Raw genomic sequence first — 16,300 nt, forward strand, 5'->3', positions numbered from 1 at the left:
CTTATCAGCTTGGGTGGGGTTAAGGGTTTCGTGGTCGGTATGGTCTGCCGCAACCGCAGACGGCCGCTTTTCAGACGGCCTCGACCCGTCAGCCGCGCAGGGTATTCAAATCGGTTACGTTAATCGTATGCCGGTTGCGGTACACCAGCACCATAATCGCCAGCCCGATGGCCGATTCGGCCGCCGCCACCGTGAGAATAAAGAATACGAACACTTGGCCTGCGGTATCGCCCAGATATTGCGAAAAGGCGATGAAGTTGAAATTGACCGCCAACAGCATCAGTTCGATAGACATCAAAAGAATCAGCACATTTTTGCGGTTCATAAAAATACCCATCGCGCTGATTCCGAACAAAAGCGCGGCCAGAACCAGATAATGCGTTACCGTAATCATGCTTCGCCCTCCCCGGCGGTTTCGGCCGGTACGGCCGTTTTCTGCGTTACCGCGTCCATTTTCACCATTTTCAGACGGCCCTGTTTCGCGTCCACTTTCACTTGATCGGCCGGATTGATGCGCTTGGGATTAAAGGTTTTGCGGTGTACCAATGCAATCGCCGCCACCATACCCAGTAACAGCAGCACCGCCGCCAGCTCGAAAGGCAGCAGATAAACGGTATAAAGCTGCAAGCCCAAATCGCGCACATTGCTGTAATCGGCGGGAATATCGGCCATTTCGCCGAAAGCGGCCAGATTGGTTTGCGGCGCGAGCAATACCAGCAACAGCACCGCCGCCATCAATATGCCCACGGTAAACGCCGCCGGCGCATGGCGCCAAAAGCCCGCGCGCATTTCTTCGATGTCGATATTGAGCATCATCACGACAAACAGGAACAGCACCATCACCGCCCCGACATACACCACCACCAGCGTGATGCCCAGAAACTCGGCCTGCATCAGCATCCACATCATCGCGCTGATACAGAATGTGAGCACCAGATACAGCGACGCGTGTACCGGGTTTTTCGCGGTAACGGTTTTCACCGCGCCGAATAAAATCACGGCAGCCAGTATATAAAACAGAATCAGGGAGAAAGTCATAAACGTGCTCTTTATCGTTGGATAGCATATGGCGGCAAACGGTTTTGCCGTTTGGCCGTCTGAAAACGGCGGCTGACACACTCAGCCAACCCGCCGCCCTCGGGCATGGCGCAATATCCGGTATTTCAGACGGCATGGCAGCGGCGCAGGCGGTTTCCATCATCTGCACCGCTTTTCATTTAACGGTACGGCGCGTCGGCTGCTTTGCGTTTGGCGATTTCGGCTTCGTAGCGGTCGCCGACGGCCAGCAGCATGGGCTTGGTGTAATACAGGTCGCCGCGTTTTTCGCCGTGGTATTCCAGAATATGGGTCTCGACAATCGCATCGGTCGGGCAGGCTTCTTCGCAGAAACCGCAGAAAATACATTTGGTTAAATCGATGTCGTAGCGGGTGGTGCGGCGGGTACCGTCTTCGCGCTGCTCGCTTTCGATATTGATCGCCATGGCGGGACAGACGGCCTCGCACAGTTTGCAGGCGATGCAGCGTTCTTCCCCGTTCGGGTAGCGGCGTTGCGCGTGCAGGCCGCGGAAACGCACCGACTGCGGCGTTTTCTCTTCGGGAAACATAATCGTTTCCTTGCGGGCGAAAAAGTTTTTGAGCGTAACGCCCATACCTTTAACCAGCTCGCCCAGCAGGAAAGTTTTGACTAAATTTGCCATTTTGGTTTAACCCTTTTGGTTCGGGGTGTGGTTTATCGTAGTTTCAGACGGCCTGAACTGCTTCAACCGCCGGATTCGTTTTCTGTTGTTTTTCAGGCCGTCTGAAAGACGGTCAGACTGCCTGCTGCAAACGCCGCAGAACCGCCATCGCCGCTTCTGCTTCCCCATAAGGGACAAAAATATGGTCGTGGCAGTTTCCCGCCACCACATTGCAGCTGATTTGTGCCTCGCCCAGCGCGGCGGCAAACGCGGCCGTCAGGCCGACGGCGGCCAAATCGGAATGCACATTCAACGTAATCCATGCCGCGCGGAAATGGCTGGTCAGGCCGTATTGGCGCAGCAGCGGTTCGGCCATCACCACCGACAGCCCTTCCCGCTCCCGAATGCTGGCCACCACATCGCGCCAATCCAAACCGGCAGCGGCGGCATCGGAAACCGTAGCGAAAGCGTACACGCCCTCGTTCCATACCGGCTCCATCGAGCGCAGCAGAACGGTTAAATCACGAATCGCGCCGCCCATTCTTTATTTCCACAAGCTCAACGGCGAAGCCATCCAGGCCGCCAAAACCACAATGCAGACAAAACCCACGGGAATCAGCACTTTCCAGCCCAAGCGCATGATTTGGTCGTAGCGGTAGCGCGGGAAAGTGGCACGGATCCACAGGTAGAAATACAGCACGGCGGCCATTTTCGCGAACATCCAGAGTGCCGACGGCGCGCCGATCATGCCCCAGCTCTGCGGGAAAGGCGACAGCCAGCCGCCGAAGAACATCAGTGCGGTCAGTGCGGCAATCAGAATCATGAAAATGTATTCGGCCAAGAAAAACAGCGCGAAAGCAAAGCCGGAGTATTCCACATGGAAACCCGCCACGATTTCGCTTTCGCCCTCGGCCACGTCGAACGGGGCGCGGTTGGTTTCGGCCACGGCGGAAATCAGGTACACCACAAAGGCGGGAAAGAGCGCGAACCAGTTCCACGAAAACAGCGAACCGCCCGCCATACCCTCTGCCTGCGCCGCCACAATTTCGTTAAAGTTCAGGCTGCCCGACACCATCACCACGCACACCAAAGCCGCGCCCATGGCAATTTCATACGAAATGGTTTGCGCGGAAGAGCGCATCGCGCCGAGAAACGCATATTTGGAATTGGAAGCCCAGCCCGCGATAATGGTTCCGTACACCGACAGCGAAGTAATCATCAGGATAAACAGCAGACCGGCATCGACATTGGTCAGCAGCCATTCTTCATTAAACGGAATCACCGCCCATGCGGCAAACGCCGGCATCAGCGACATCATCGGCCCGATATAGAACAGGGCTTTGTTCGACAGTTTCGGGCGGGTCACTTCCTTAAACAGCAGTTTCAATACGTCGGCAAACGGCTGGATCAGGCCGAACGGGCCGGTCACGTTGGGGCCGACGCGCAGCTGCATATAGCCGATGACTTTGCGCTCGAAATAAGTCAGATAGGCCACGGTCAGAATCAGCGGTGCCAGAATGATGACGATTTTGACGATAATCGACACAATCAGTCCCAAATCGTTACCCAATAAAGACTGGAAAAAATCTTGCATCATCAGGCTCCTGCCAATTCGATTGCATTCATCATGCCGCCCAAATCCGCCAGCGCGGGATAAAGCGGCAGATGCACCACATTTTCCGGCAGGCCGTCATCGGCAGCCAGCACAACGTTTACCGCCCCCGCGCCGCTTTTAGCCAGAACGGTTTGGCCGTCTGAAAAGCCGAGTACGGCCAGCGTCCGGCTGTGTACGCGGGCGGCAGGTACGGCCGCCTGCACGGTGGCCTGCAAGGGTGCGGAACGGCGGACTTGGGCATCGCTGCTGTAAATCGCCGTACCGCCGGTGCGCACCAGTTGCGCCGCCGTGTATCGTGCGGCAGACGCAGACAACGCGGCACGGTTGTCCATATCGATCAGGCGCGGCACGGCTTCTTTCAACACGCTCTCGCTGTTGTCGAAATCAAAGCCGTCCAAACCGAACACATTGCCCAACACGCGCAGCACTTTCCACAGCGGGCGCGATTCGCCCAAGCCGCGCACTACGCCGTGGAACGACTGCAGACGGCCTTCCATGTTGATAAAGCTGCCCGAAGTTTCGGCCGAAGGCGCAACCGGCAGCAGAATATCGCACACTTCGCGCAATACGTCGCTTTCATACGCGCTGAACGCCATCACGCTTTGGGCCTGTTTCAAAGCTTCCACGGCGGCACGCCCGCCTGCGGTGTCGATGTCCGGCTCCACATTCATCAGCCAAACAGCCTGTTTGGGCGAAGCCGTCATCTGCGCGATACTGTCGCCGCTGTCGAATGCCAGCCGTTCCGCGCCGACACTGTTGGCCGCCTGCGGCAGAATGCCCAAAGTCGCACCGGTGCGCTCCGCCAAATCCTGAGCGGCGGCATAAATGGCGGCATAATCGGGGTGGTTCTGCGCTTCTGCGCCCAGCAGCACGGCCGCACGGGCGGCCTGCGACAATGCGCCGGTAATATAACTGCTTTCCGCTTCGGCCAAACCGGCTACGAAACCCGCCCAGTCGTTCGGGTGCAGCACTTCCTGTGCGTCCAACGGCATATGCAGGGTTTCTTTCTGTGCCGCCACAATGCTCAACGCCATGCCGTTTTTGGCCGCACGGCGCAGGCGGGCGGTTAAGAGCGGCTGCTCTTGACGCAGGGTCGAGCCGATAATCAGCACGGCTTCGTTGGCCGCCAAGTCTTCAATCGACTGACCCAGCCATGCCGCGCCCTGCAATGCGGCCGACACGCGCATATCCTGCTCGCGCAGACGGGCAGCCAGATGCCTGATGCCCAAACCGCGTGCCAGTTTCTGAGTCAGATACAGCTCTTCCAGCGTATTGGCCGGATTGGCCCAAATGCCCACCGCATCTCGGCCGTCTGATTTTTGGATACATTCCAGCGTTTTTTTCACATAATCCAGCGCGGTCGGCCAATCCACTTCGTGCCATTGGCCGTCGTGTTTGATTTTCGGCGTTTTCAGACGGCTTTCGTGATACAGACCTTCGTAGGCGAAACGGTCGCGGTCGGCAATCCAGCATTCGTTCACCGCTTCGTTTTCCAGGGGCAGGACGCGGCGCACGGTGTGTTCTTTGGTCTGCACAATCAGGTTGCTGCCCAAGGCATCGTGCGGTGAAACGGTTTTGCGGCGGCTCAATTCCCACGAACGCGCATCGTAACGGAACGGTTTGCTGGTCAGCGCGCCGACGGGGCACAAATCAATCACGTTGCCCGAAAGTTCGCTTTCCACCGCTTTGCCGACAAAGGGCATGATTTCGGAAAACTCGCCGCGGTTGGCCATCGCGATTTCCTGCATACCGGCAATTTCTTCGGTAAAGCGCACACAGCGGGTGCAGTGGATACAGCGGCTCATTTCGGCAGCAGAAACCAAAGGCCCCATGTCTTTGGGTGTTACCGAGCGTTTTTCTTCGGTATAGCGGCTGGCGGTTTTGCCGTAACCCACCGACAAATCCTGCAATTGGCATTCGCCGCCCTGATCGCAAATCGGGCAGTCCAGCGGGTGATTGATCAGCAGAAACTCCATCACGCCCTGCTGCGCTTCTTTGGCTTTGGGCGAATGGGTGTGCACCACCATGCCGTCTGTAACCGGCGTGGCACAGGCAGGCAGCGGCTTGGGTGCTTTTTCCACTTCCACCAGACACATGCGGCAGTTGGCGGCGATGGACAGTTTTTTGTGGTAGCAGAAATGCGGGATATAAGTGCCGAGCTTGTGCGCCGCTTCGATGACCGTCGCGCCCTGCTCCACCGCAATCTGTTTGCCGTCGATTTCGATTTGTAACATGGTGTGTTTCCTAGTTACGTTCTGATTTTATTGATATTTCATTTCCGGGACACCATCAGCCCCACAGATTTATTCCTGCGCCTGTCCCAGCAGCAGCTGTACGATCCGGTCCGTCTGGCCGGTCAAACCCTGCTCTTGGGCCAACTGCTTTTCCTCATTGCGCGTATAGTAAACCACGGTTGTCAAAGGCCGGCGGCGCTCGCCCGTATTTTCCACGATGGTGAATTTACTGCGCTTAATCCGGCCGTCCCCGCCGCCTTTCACCTTACCGTTCAGAAGATAGCGGCAGTCCGACAAGCCTTCCTGAACGGATTGGATTTCGGCACTGACTCCGGCCCTTTGGAAACTGGCGGCCAGTTCCTGTGCCAGGTGCGGCATCCGGTTTCCATAAGTGTCGCGTACACAGATTTGTTTGACTTCCGCCAAAGCCGCTTCGTCGAAACGCTTCACATCGATTGCGGAACACGCCGCCAGCAGCGGCACCAAAAGCAACAGGATAAATTTCTTCATTTTTATTGTTTGACCATTTCGTTTGCTGTTTTCAGACGGCCTAATCCCGTATCGGAAATACCGTTTCTTTCCCGCCTCAATGCGGATAGCACGCAGCCAGCAGAAAAACCGCGGCAATCAGGACAAATGGATTCATCGCAAACACCCGCTTTCACCAGGATACAGATTTTCGGTTTGAGGCCGTCTGAATTACCAGCCGCCCCACTGATGCGCCTTCATCGGTTTGCCATGTTCGATGTAGTGCTCGAACTCGTGGCGGAAGTGTTTGGTAAAGCTGCGCACGGGGAAAACGGCCGCATCGGCCAATGCGCAGATGGTGCGCCCGGCCATGTTGTTGCCCACGGAATCGAGCAGGTCCAAATCTTCGGGACGGCCTTTGCCCGTGGCTATGCGGTGGACGACGCGGTAAAGCCAGCCCGTGCCTTCGCGGCAGGGGGTGCATTGGCCGCAGGATTCTTCAAAATAGAAATAGCTCAAACGCTCCAAGGCTTTCACCATGCACACGTCTTCGTCCATCACGATGACTGCGCCCGACCCGAGCATCGAACCGGCTTTGGCGATGGCATCGTAATCCATGGTCAGCCCCATCATGATGTCGGCGGGCAAAACGGGTGCGGACGATCCGCCGGGAATCACGGCTTTGAGTTTTTTGCCGCCGCGCATACCGCCTGCCATGTCCAGCAGCTCGGCAAACGGCGTACCCAGCGGGATTTCATAGTTGCCGGGGCGTTCCACGTGGCCGGAAACGGAAAACAGCTTGGTACCGCCCGCATTGACGCAGCCTTTGTCGGCAAAGGTCTGGCCGCCGTCGCGGATAATAAACGGCACAGAAGCGAATGTTTCGGTGTTGTTGATGGTGGTGGGTTTGCCGTAGAGGCCGTATGAAGCGGGGAACGGCGGTTTGAAGCGCGGCTGGCCTTTTTTGCCTTCCAGCGATTCCAGCAGGGCGGTTTCTTCGCCGCAGATGTAGGCACCGTAGCCGTGGGCGGCAAACAGCTCGAATGAAAAACCCGTACCCAGAATATTGCTGCCGAGCAGTCCGGCTTGGCGGGCTTCGGCCAACGCGGCTTCAAAGCGTTGGTAGCCCTCGAAAATTTCACCGTGGATATAGTTGTAGCCCGCCGCCGCGCCCATGGCGTAACCCGCAATAATCATGCCTTCGATTAAGGCGTGCGGATTGAACATAATAATGTCGCGGTCTTTGAATGTGCCGGGCTCGCCCTCATCGGTGTTGCAGACGACATATTTGGTGCCGGGAAACGAACGGGGCATAAAGCTCCATTTCAGGCCGGTGGGGAAGCCCGCACCGCCGCGCCCGCGCAGGCCGGAAGCTTTCACTTCTTCAATCACTCCGGTTTGCGGAATGTTTTCGGCCAGAATCTTGCGCAAAGCCCGATAACCGCCGCGCGCCTCGTAGGCGGCCAGCGTCCAGCAGTCGGGTTGGCGGGTATCGACTTGGTCGAAAATCACGCCGGATCGGTAAATAGCCATTTGTGTGCCTATGCGTTTTTTAATCAATTACGGTTCAGTCGGCTGTCGGTAGCCTATTTTGTTTTAGTTTTATATGCTTGTCTGAAAAGTTTCAGACGGCCTTTCGATCTGTAGATCGGGCATGATGCTCGACAAAACATTCCCAAAATGCCCAGCCTACGCCGCTTGGAACTTTACCGACTTTTAAGACATAACTTTCTTACTTACTCAAATTTTTTCATTTGGAAATTATTTTCTGAGACCAACTCCAAAAAATCATATAAATCCACGCATTCCACTCCAACTTGTTTAGCTGCATTTGGAATTTTTACTGATTTTTTAATATTAGGGTCATATCTTTCATGCGTAACAATTTTCATGCCATTTGCTGCCGCATATGAAACCAACCATGGATCTGCATGTTCAGAAGCAAATTTATTTTTAGCTGTCTCTGTAAATTGTGAGTTACTTACTGCCCAATTCATTAATTCACCATAACAAACTTGAGCTTCTTTCGTTCTTTCATCGCGGAAGAACTCATCAGGCAACATCCCTATCCATTGCGCTAACTTATCATCTTTCTTAGTCAACTCCTGCTTTACCGCACGAATAGAAAACACTTTCCCTGCATTATGCAACATTTCCAGCAACTCCCAAAAACCACCACAAAATGAGAAACGATATTCTAAGAAAGATGACTGAATGAAAATATTGCTATCTAACAAATAACGCTCCATCAATCTTTCCCTTTATTACGTTTATAAAGTTCAACCATTGTCGCCGGTGTCGTATTCAATAACTTTGCACCTTCTCTTAACAAGATTTCTTTACCCATCGCCGCCCGTAAAACGGTCTGAGTAAATCTCTTACTGTTGCGTAACGGAATGTTGGCATAAGGATTTCCACCAGTACCTTCTTTTTTTGGAGTGCTTAATACCTCTTGCCGAATTTTCCGCCACTCTTGTAGAGTTATCAGTTTATTTTGATAAGCTTTAATAACAATCACATATTTACTAACATGAAACTGTCTTGCTAATCTTTCTAGATTTTCTTCAATGCTCGTTTCAGATTTCCATGCACTTGTGAATTCGCTACTTGGAACAAGAAATTCTGCAGCAACACGGTTGCAAAGTTGCTCAGTTTTATTTTCATTGGTTGGGTCTGGATTAGAAACGCCACTTACTCCCAACCAAATATGTGCCGTTTCATGCAACAAAGTAAATAGTTGTGCAGATGCCGCATCTGCTCCATTGATAAAAATGGCAGGTACTTGCTTATCAGCGATAGCAAAGCCACGAAACTCGCATACATTTAATTTTTTGTGCGTATTACTGCCAACAATTCCATTTTTAAATACTAAAATTCCAACTTGCTCCAATAAACTACTGATATAACTGAAATACCCATCTTTACTGAGTTTTCGACGTTCGGTTACATCATAACCAATAGTTTCTGCAATATCAGCAGCAATCTTTTCTGCCGTATTTTTCAAACTAAATTTGCCAACAAACGGTAAATTTTCAGGCAGCCTGTCAGTTTGACTCAAATAATCGCGATACCAATCAACTTTGTCGTTAATATCGCTTAATACTGTATAAAAATCTGCGGACAATGGCTCACTATCTTGAACAATACGGAAGTCAGGCAAAGACGGTTTCCCAAAATTTTCAGACGGCGGCTGTTTCAAAAAGAGAAAGCCGAATGGGATATTTGCCATCTTAATCAACTTGTCAGCCTGACTTTGGTTAATAATGCCTTCAAGAAATTTTTGACGTTTTTTAGGCGCAATAAGCCCTGCCAAGCCATTTCTGTCAGTGGCTTGCGTCTCAGCTATCCAATCCAACATAGCGGTGGACACATGGTAATCTATGCTGCTCATCGCGATTCCATATCAATTTTAGCCTTACGACTTAATCTATATCTATTGTGGCTAGAAAATTTTTCAGACGGCCTTTACTGTAACTCCGCCAATTTCTTCTCAATCGCCTCTTCGGTCATAAAGCTGCACATTTTGTGGTTGTTCAGCAGCATCACGGGGGCATCGCCGCACGCGCCCATACATTCGCCTTCCAACAGCGTAAATCTGCCGTCGGGCGTGGTTTCGCCGAAGCCGATACCGAGTTTGCTTTTCAGATAATCGGCCGCATCGACACCGCCGCGCAGGGCGCAGGGCAGGTTGGTGCAGACGGTGAGTTTGTATTTGCCGACGGGGGCAAGGTCGTACATATTGTAAAACGTGGCGACTTCGTAGGCAGCGGCAGGCGGAATGCCGACATAACCGGCAACATATTCAATCGTTTCGACGCTCAGCCAGCCCTTTTCCGTTTGAGCGATACGCAATGCGCCCATAATCGCGCTGCGGCGTTGATCGGCCGGATATTTGGCCAGCTCGGTATCAATCTGCTGTAAAGATTCTGCGGACAACATGGTTTGTATCTGCCTTGCTTATCTGTTTGTTCTTGTAAGGTTTTTAACGCTGCAAAAACTCATGGCTTTTCAATACGCCGTTTTTATCGAAAAAGAATACTGCGCCCTCGTTGGCGGCATTCGTACAGGCATAACCGTCGTCTCCGGCCGGGTTGGTGATTTTGTCGGTGCAGGCCATATTGGATGTGAACACTTTGATTTGGCATTTCAGTGTCCGGCCGTTTTTGATTGCCAGCACGCCCCGGCCGTCTGTAACCGGCTCGGGACAATCCGTACGCCAAGGGTTGGCGGACACCGTGCCGCAGGCAGTTAAAACGGCTGCCGCCGCCACACCGAAAACCGCTGACGGAATCCTGTTTTTCATTGCGCCTGAGTCCTGTTTTTTATTGTTCCGGCCGCCTATCGGTCCACTTCGCCGAACACGATGTCCTGTGTACCGATAATGGCCACCACGTCGGCCAGCATATGACCGCGCGCCATTTCGTCCATGCCTTGCAGGTGGGCAAAGCCGGGGGCGCGGATTTTCAGGCGGTAGGGCTTGTTGGCGCCGTCTGAAATCAGGTAGATGCCGAACTCGCCTTTGGGGTGTTCCACGGCCGTATAGGTTTCGCCTTCGGGAACGTGCATACCTTCGGTAAACAGCTTGAAGTGGTGGATCAAATCTTCCATGCCTTCTTTCATATCGGCACGTTTGGGCGGAGCGAATTTGTGGTTTTCCGTAATCACCGGGCCGGGATTGGCACGCAGCCAATCGACACATTGTTTGATAATGCGGTTGGATTGGCGCATCTCGTTGATGCGGCAGAGATAGCGGTCGTAGCAGTCGCCGTTGAGGCCGACGGGAATGTCGAAATCCATGTCCGCATAGGCATCGTACGGGGCTTTTTTGCGGATATCCCACTCGATGCCCGAACCGCGCAGCATCACGCCGGTAAAGCCTTTTTGCAGCGCGCGCTCGGGCGATACCACACCGATGCCGACGGTACGCTGTTTCCAGATGCGGTTGTCGGTCAGCAGGCTTTCGTATTCGTCCACGCAGGCGGGGAAACGTTGGGTAAAGGCATCGATAAAATCGAGCATCGTCCCTTCGCGCGCTTCGTTGAGTTTTTTCAATACCTTGGCATTGCGGAATTTGCTCGACTCATATTTGGGCATGAAATCGGGCAGGTCGCGGTACACGCCGCCGGGGCGGAAATAGGCTGCGTGCATACGCGCGCCGGAAACGGCTTCGTATAAATCCATCAGCTCTTCGCGCTCGCGGAAGGCATAGAGAAATACCGTCATCGCGCCGATGTCGAGCGCATGCGAACCGATACCCATCAGATGGTTGAGGATACGGGTAACTTCGGCAAACATCACGCGGATATACTGCGCACGCAACGGCACGTCGATACCCGCCAGTTTTTCCACCGCCAGACAATAGGCCTGCTCGTTCACCATCATGGATACGTAGTCCAAACGGTCCATATACGGCAGGGTTTGCAGATAGGTGCGCGTTTCGGCCAGTTTTTCGGTGCCGCGGTGCAGCAGGCCGATATGCGGGTCGGCGCGGACGATGGTTTCGCCCTCCAACTCCAAAATCATGCGCAATACGCCGTGGGCGGCGGGGTGCTGCGGGCCGAAGTTGATGGTGTAGTTTCTGAGTTTAGTGGCCACCGTAATGCTCCTCGCGGACAATGCGCGGCGTAATTTCGCGCGGCTCGATGGTAACAGGTTGGTAAATCACGCGCTTTTCCGCTTCGTCGTAACGCATTTCCACATGGCCGGAAATCGGGAAGTCTTTGCGGAAAGGGTGGCCGACAAAGCCGTAATCGGTCAGGATGCGGCGCAAATCGGGGTGGTTGTTGAACAGAATGCCGTACAAATCGAAGGCTTCGCGCTCATACCAGTCGGCACTGCTGTAAATGCCGGTTACCGAATCGACCACCGGCAAATCGTCGTTTTCCGCCCAAACGCGTACGCGGATACGGCGGTTGTGTCTGACGGACAACAAGTGGCTGACCACGGCAAAACGCCGCCCCGTCCACGCTTCGTTTTTGTAGGTACTGTAATCCACGCCGCACAAATCAATCAGCGATTCAAAATGCAGGGCTTCGTGGTCGCGCAAAGTGCGCATGACCTCTGTGTAATCTCCGGCAGCGCACTCGACGGTTATTTCGCCCAAAGCACACGACACACCGGCTGCCTTGCCGCCCAATATTTCCAGGACGGCGCGTTGCAAATCTTCCAAATCCATTTCTCAAAGCCCCAATTTGCAGCAGTGCGCAGACCGCAAAGGCCGTCTGAAAACGGCACGGGCTGCGCAGGCTGCAATTTTTATCTGTTCAGCCGTTTAGCGTCAGGCCAGCAGCAGCGGACTGCCCAAACAGATCAAAACCGCAATATTGATCACAACCAGCAGCAGTCTGCGGCCGCCGGCGGCAAAGAGCAGCGACAGCACCAATGCCGCAGCCGCCACCAACAGGGCGGGAATCCACAAACCGCCCAAAGAAGTAACCGTCATCGCCAGCACGGCCAGCACCGCAGACACCACCGTCATCACCGTAGCCCAGTTCGATTTTCCATTCATCGTTCATCTCCTAGTTAAAATCAATTAAGCGAAAAAACAGAATCACCGTCCGCCATTGGCGGAAGGCGGCCACAGTTTACACGATATTCATATATTAATGGCGGGCGATGGTATAAGTTCGCTTGATTTTACCTTGCAGTTGGATCAGGCCGTAAATCAGCGCTTCGGCCGTGGGCGGACAGCCCGGAACATACACGTCCACCGGCACAATGCGGTCGCAGCCGCGCACCACAGAATAGGAATAATGGTAATAACCGCCGCCGTTGGCACACGAGCCCATCGACAGCACCCAGCGCGGTTCGGCCATTTGGTCGTACACGCGGCGCAATGCGGGTGCCATTTTGTTGCACAGCGTACCGGCCACAATCATCAGATCCGACTGGCGCGGCGAGGGGCGGAAAATGATACCGAAACGGTCAAGGTCGTAACGCGCCGCACCGGCCTGCATCATCTCCACCGCACAGCAGGCCAGACCGAATGTTACCGGCCACAAAGAACCCGTGCGCACATAGTTCAGCACCGTATCCGCGCTGGCGGTAACAAAGCCTTTGTTCAAAACGCCTTCTATTCCCATTCCAGCGCACCTTTTTTCCATTCGTAAACAAAGCCCACCGTCAGCACGACGATGAACACAAACATCGGCCAAAACGCAAACATGCCTGTTTCTGCCATCAATTCTTTATACACCACGGCCCAGGGGATGACGAAAGCGACTTCCAAATCAAACAGGATAAACAGAATCGCCACCAGGTAATAGCGTACGTCAAACTTCATGCGCGCGTTTTCAAATGCCTCGAAACCGCATTCGAACGGCGCGTCTTTTTCCGCATAATGGTGTTTGGGGCCGAGAATATTGCCCAATAAAAGAAACACGATACCGGCAATCAGACCGACCGCAAGAAAGATGAGTACGGGAAAATAATTGGCCAACATGGCTTGACACCTGTACGGTAAACGCAGAACGCGCCTGCAAACCGGCGGATTGTAGCGAAATTCCCTTTTAAATTAAAGACGCTCGGGCAAAAAAAGCGCAGAAAATCCAATATTTTCAAGCATATAGTTGATAATGGTTATTGTTTTGCTTTAAAATGAAAGTAAATCAAACTGTTAGCAGGAATGTCTCGGCAGGGATATAAAAGGCCGTCTGAAAAACGGCAGGGATGAAAAAACGCCCTGACCCGCTTTTCAGACGGCCTCCGCACATTTCTTCCGTCCGTTAATCATCCGCACTCAAAAAGCCGCCACTCTGGCGCGCCCACAAAGACGCATACAGCCCTTTCTTCGCCAGCAGCTCGGCATGACTGCCCGCTTCCACGATGCGGCCTTTATCCAGCACAATCAGACGGTCCATTGCGGCAATGGTGGATAAGCGGTGGGCGATGGCAATCACGGTTTTGTCCGCCATCATCTTGTCCAAACTGTCCTGAATGGCCGCCTCCACTTCGGAATCGAGCGCGCTGGTGGCTTCGTCCAGCAGCAGAATCGGCGCGTCTTTCAGCATCACCCGCGCAATGGCGATGCGCTGCCGCTGGCCGCCGGACAGTTTCACGCCGCGCTCGCCGACATGGGCATCGTAGCCGCGCCGCCCTTTGGCATCGGACAGGGCGGGGATAAAGTCCGCCGCTTCGGCACGCTCGGCCGCCGAAATCATTTCCGCCTCGCCCGCTTCGGGGCGGCCGTAGATGATGTTGTCGCGCACCGAACGGTGCAGCAGTCCGGTGTCCTGCGTTACCAAGCCGATCTGCGCGCGCAGGCTCTCCTGAGTTACCTCACGGATGTCTTGACCGTCTATCGTAATGCGGCCGTTCTGCGGTTCGTAAAAGCGCAGCAGCATATTGACGATGGTGGACTTGCCCGCACCGCTGCGGCCGATCAGGCCGACTTTTTCGCCCGCACGTATCGTCAGGTTGAAGTTGTGCAGCACGTTGCGCCCCGCTTCGTAGCCGAAGTCGATGTCCTGAAAGCGGATTTCGCCATGTGTGATGCTCAAAGGCAGCGCACCGGGTTTGTCGGTGATGGTATGCGGTTTGGACAGCGTGCGCATACCGTCATTGACCGTGCCGATGTTTTCAAACAGGCGCGCAGACTCCCACATGATGTATTGCGACAAGCCGTTGACCCGCAGCGCCATCGCCGTAGCCGCCACCACCGCACCCACACCGACCTGCCCCTGATGCCACAGCCAGACGCCCAAGGCGGCGGTGGAGAGTGTGAGCGAAATATTGACGATGTAGCAGAGAATGTCGAGCGTGGTGGCCAGCCGCATCTGCGCGTACACGGTTACCATAAACTCCTGCATCGACTGCTTGGCGTATTTGGCTTCGCGCGCACCGTGGGAAAACAGCTTGACCGTGGCGATATTGGAATAGGCATCGGTAATGCGGCCAGTCATCAGGCTGCGCGCATCAGCCTGCCTTTGCGCGGTTTGCGCCAGACGCGGGATCACGAAACGCATAATGGTGCCGAACGCGGCCAGCCAGCAGACAAACGGCAGCAGCAGCCATGCATCAAGCGAGACGAGAATCACGCCCGACGTAATAAAATACACACCGACATACACCACCATATCGGCTGCGGTCATCACCACATCGCGCACAGCCAAGGCCGTCTGCATCACTTTGGCCGACACACGCCCGGCAAATTCGTCCTGATAAAAACCCAGGCTCTGCCCCAGCATCAGGCGGTGGAAATTCCAGCGCAGCCGCATCGGAAACGCGCCCTGCAAGGTTTGCAACCGCACATTGGTGGCAGCAAAGTGCCACAGTACGGAAAACACCAGCACCGCCGCCATACCGAGAAGCAGGCCGCCTTTCTCCGCCCACAGCGTCTGCGGCGTGTACGCCGTCAGCCAGTCCACCAGTTTGCCCATAAACTGAAACAGCAAGGCTTCAACCATGCCGTTGCCCGCCGTCATCACCGCCAGCACCAGAATCCAGCCGCGCACGCCCTCCATGCCCGACCAGATAAAGCGCAGCAGGCCGCGTCCATCGGCTGCCGGCAGCGCTTCGGGATAGATTTCGATGCGGGATTCAAACCAGCGGAATATTCTGTCCATCATTCTTTATCTAGCACTAAAAACGGATTTTCAGACGGCCTAGACCGGGCCGTCTGAAAACGGCAGGCACAGCGGCCGTGCCCGGAAATTCAACTGCCCAGCTCACGCTGTAAGGCACGCAGATTGGCTTCGCGGTCGCGCACCGTCTGCAACAGCGCGGCCGTATTGCCGCCGCTTCTTTTGGCCGCTTCCAAACGGGCTTTGGCACTGTTGAGCGCCGCCCGCTCGTTGCCGATTTCGCGCTGCAGAATCTGGCGGCGGCTCAACTGCGGCCTGACCGCAGGCATGGCGGCGGCAGGCGGTGCGGCGCGTACGGGAGCCGCCGCCCGCACAGGGACGCGTGCGGCTGCCTTTTTCCCTCCATTGCCGCCGTTGCGCAGGCGCACTTCCAGCCTGGGTGCGGCCGCCGGCCGGCTTGCGACGGCAGGCTCGGTACGCGGCAGGATTTTCACATCGTCATACGCGCCGAACATTTCTTTTTCCACGACGCGGCTGACGGCATCGTAATCTGCCGACGCCGCCGTACCGTCCGCCTCGCCGCTGATGCCGTTCATCACCGATAATTGGCAGTCTGCTCCGATTTTCTCGCTGGCGAACACCGCTTTGCCGTTCAACTGGCAGATATAGGAAGCCGCCTGCGCCTGCCCCGCCGACAGCAGGCCGCATACCGTCAGGCATCGAATGATTTTCCACATCATTTCCGGTCTTTTCATCGTCAATCCGGCCGCCATCATAAAAGCGGAC

The 16,300-nt window shown here is 54.8% G+C and carries 19 protein-coding genes; all 19 read right to left on the minus strand.

The annotated features are described in order from the left end of the window. Positions 1-88: 88 nt before the first annotated feature. On the minus strand, positions 89-394 hold the full coding sequence (gene nuoK / locus ORY85_RS07385) for an NADH-quinone oxidoreductase subunit NuoK (protein WP_274571972.1): 306 nt from the start codon (positions 392-394) through the stop codon (positions 89-91). Then, positions 391-1,038: an NADH-quinone oxidoreductase subunit J gene (locus tag ORY85_RS07390; protein ID WP_274571973.1), complete on the minus strand. Its 648-nt coding sequence runs from the start codon at positions 1,036-1,038 to the stop codon at positions 391-393. The genes nuoK and ORY85_RS07390 overlap by 4 nt, the downstream gene beginning before the upstream one ends. 179 nt (positions 1,039-1,217) lie before the next feature. Next, complete coding sequence (gene nuoI / locus ORY85_RS07395) at positions 1,218-1,697, minus strand: NADH-quinone oxidoreductase subunit NuoI (protein ID WP_274571974.1); 480 nt, start codon at positions 1,695-1,697, stop codon at positions 1,218-1,220. A 112-nt stretch (positions 1,698-1,809) separates the two neighbouring features. Continuing rightward, positions 1,810-2,217, minus strand: a complete 408-nt coding sequence (locus ORY85_RS07400) for an ACT domain-containing protein (protein ID WP_274571975.1) — start codon at positions 2,215-2,217, stop codon at positions 1,810-1,812. 3 nt (positions 2,218-2,220) lie between these two features. Next, the gene (gene nuoH / locus ORY85_RS07405) at positions 2,221-3,273 is read right to left on the minus strand and encodes an NADH-quinone oxidoreductase subunit NuoH (protein WP_405030326.1); all 1,053 of its coding nucleotides are present in this window, start codon (positions 3,271-3,273) and stop codon (positions 2,221-2,223) included. Next, the gene (nuoG, locus tag ORY85_RS07410; RefSeq protein ID WP_274571976.1) at positions 3,273-5,525 is read right to left on the minus strand and encodes an NADH-quinone oxidoreductase subunit NuoG; all 2,253 of its coding nucleotides are present in this window, start codon (positions 5,523-5,525) and stop codon (positions 3,273-3,275) included. Before nuoG ends, nuoH begins: the two co-directional genes overlap by 1 nt. Before the next feature lie 69 nt (positions 5,526-5,594). Next, the gene (locus ORY85_RS07415) at positions 5,595-6,035 is read right to left on the minus strand and encodes a hypothetical protein (protein ID WP_274571977.1); all 441 of its coding nucleotides are present in this window, start codon (positions 6,033-6,035) and stop codon (positions 5,595-5,597) included. Between the two features lie 189 nt (positions 6,036-6,224). Continuing rightward, positions 6,225-7,526: an NADH-quinone oxidoreductase subunit NuoF gene (gene nuoF, locus ORY85_RS07420; protein WP_274571978.1), complete on the minus strand. Its 1,302-nt coding sequence runs from the start codon at positions 7,524-7,526 to the stop codon at positions 6,225-6,227. 203 nt (positions 7,527-7,729) lie between these two features. Beyond that, positions 7,730-8,242, minus strand: a complete 513-nt coding sequence (locus ORY85_RS07425; RefSeq protein ID WP_274571979.1) for a DUF4411 family protein — start codon at positions 8,240-8,242, stop codon at positions 7,730-7,732. Continuing rightward, the gene (locus ORY85_RS07430) at positions 8,242-9,384 is read right to left on the minus strand and encodes an ImmA/IrrE family metallo-endopeptidase (protein ID WP_274571980.1); all 1,143 of its coding nucleotides are present in this window, start codon (positions 9,382-9,384) and stop codon (positions 8,242-8,244) included. Before ORY85_RS07430 ends, ORY85_RS07425 begins: the two co-directional genes overlap by 1 nt. 74 nt (positions 9,385-9,458) lie before the next feature. Then, complete coding sequence (gene nuoE / locus ORY85_RS07435) at positions 9,459-9,932, minus strand: NADH-quinone oxidoreductase subunit NuoE (RefSeq protein WP_274571981.1); 474 nt, start codon at positions 9,930-9,932, stop codon at positions 9,459-9,461. 43 nt (positions 9,933-9,975) lie between these two features. Beyond that, positions 9,976-10,296 (minus strand): hypothetical protein, encoded by a 321-nt coding sequence (locus ORY85_RS07440; protein WP_274571982.1) that lies wholly within the window; start codon positions 10,294-10,296, stop codon positions 9,976-9,978. Between the two features lie 35 nt (positions 10,297-10,331). Continuing rightward, complete coding sequence (locus ORY85_RS07445) at positions 10,332-11,588, minus strand: NADH-quinone oxidoreductase subunit D (RefSeq protein WP_274571983.1); 1,257 nt, start codon at positions 11,586-11,588, stop codon at positions 10,332-10,334. Next, positions 11,578-12,168, minus strand: coding sequence for an NADH-quinone oxidoreductase subunit C (locus ORY85_RS07450; RefSeq protein WP_274571984.1), 591 nt, complete (start codon positions 12,166-12,168; stop codon positions 11,578-11,580). Before ORY85_RS07450 ends, ORY85_RS07445 begins: the two co-directional genes overlap by 11 nt. Positions 12,169-12,270: 102 nt before the next feature. Continuing rightward, a complete protein-coding gene (locus ORY85_RS07455; protein WP_274571985.1) occupies positions 12,271-12,501 on the minus strand; it encodes a hypothetical protein in 231 nt (76 codons plus the stop codon). Between the two features lie 94 nt (positions 12,502-12,595). Next, complete coding sequence (locus ORY85_RS07460; RefSeq protein WP_274571986.1) at positions 12,596-13,075, minus strand: NADH-quinone oxidoreductase subunit B family protein; 480 nt, start codon at positions 13,073-13,075, stop codon at positions 12,596-12,598. Beyond that, positions 13,066-13,434: an NADH-quinone oxidoreductase subunit A gene (gene ndhC / locus ORY85_RS07465; RefSeq protein ID WP_274571987.1), complete on the minus strand. Its 369-nt coding sequence runs from the start codon at positions 13,432-13,434 to the stop codon at positions 13,066-13,068. The genes ORY85_RS07460 and ndhC overlap by 10 nt, the downstream gene beginning before the upstream one ends. A 283-nt stretch (positions 13,435-13,717) precedes the next feature. Then, entirely contained in the window at positions 13,718-15,559 is a 1,842-nt protein-coding gene (locus ORY85_RS07470) for an ABC transporter ATP-binding protein (RefSeq protein WP_274571988.1), read from the minus strand. 86 nt (positions 15,560-15,645) lie between these two features. Next, a complete protein-coding gene (locus tag ORY85_RS07475) occupies positions 15,646-16,254 on the minus strand; it encodes a hypothetical protein (protein WP_274571989.1) in 609 nt (202 codons plus the stop codon). Positions 16,255-16,300 lie beyond the last annotated feature (46 nt).

The sequence above is a fragment of the Neisseria leonii genome (assembly GCF_028776105.2).
In the GTDB taxonomy this organism is placed as follows: domain Bacteria; phylum Pseudomonadota; class Gammaproteobacteria; order Burkholderiales; family Neisseriaceae; genus Neisseria; species Neisseria leonii.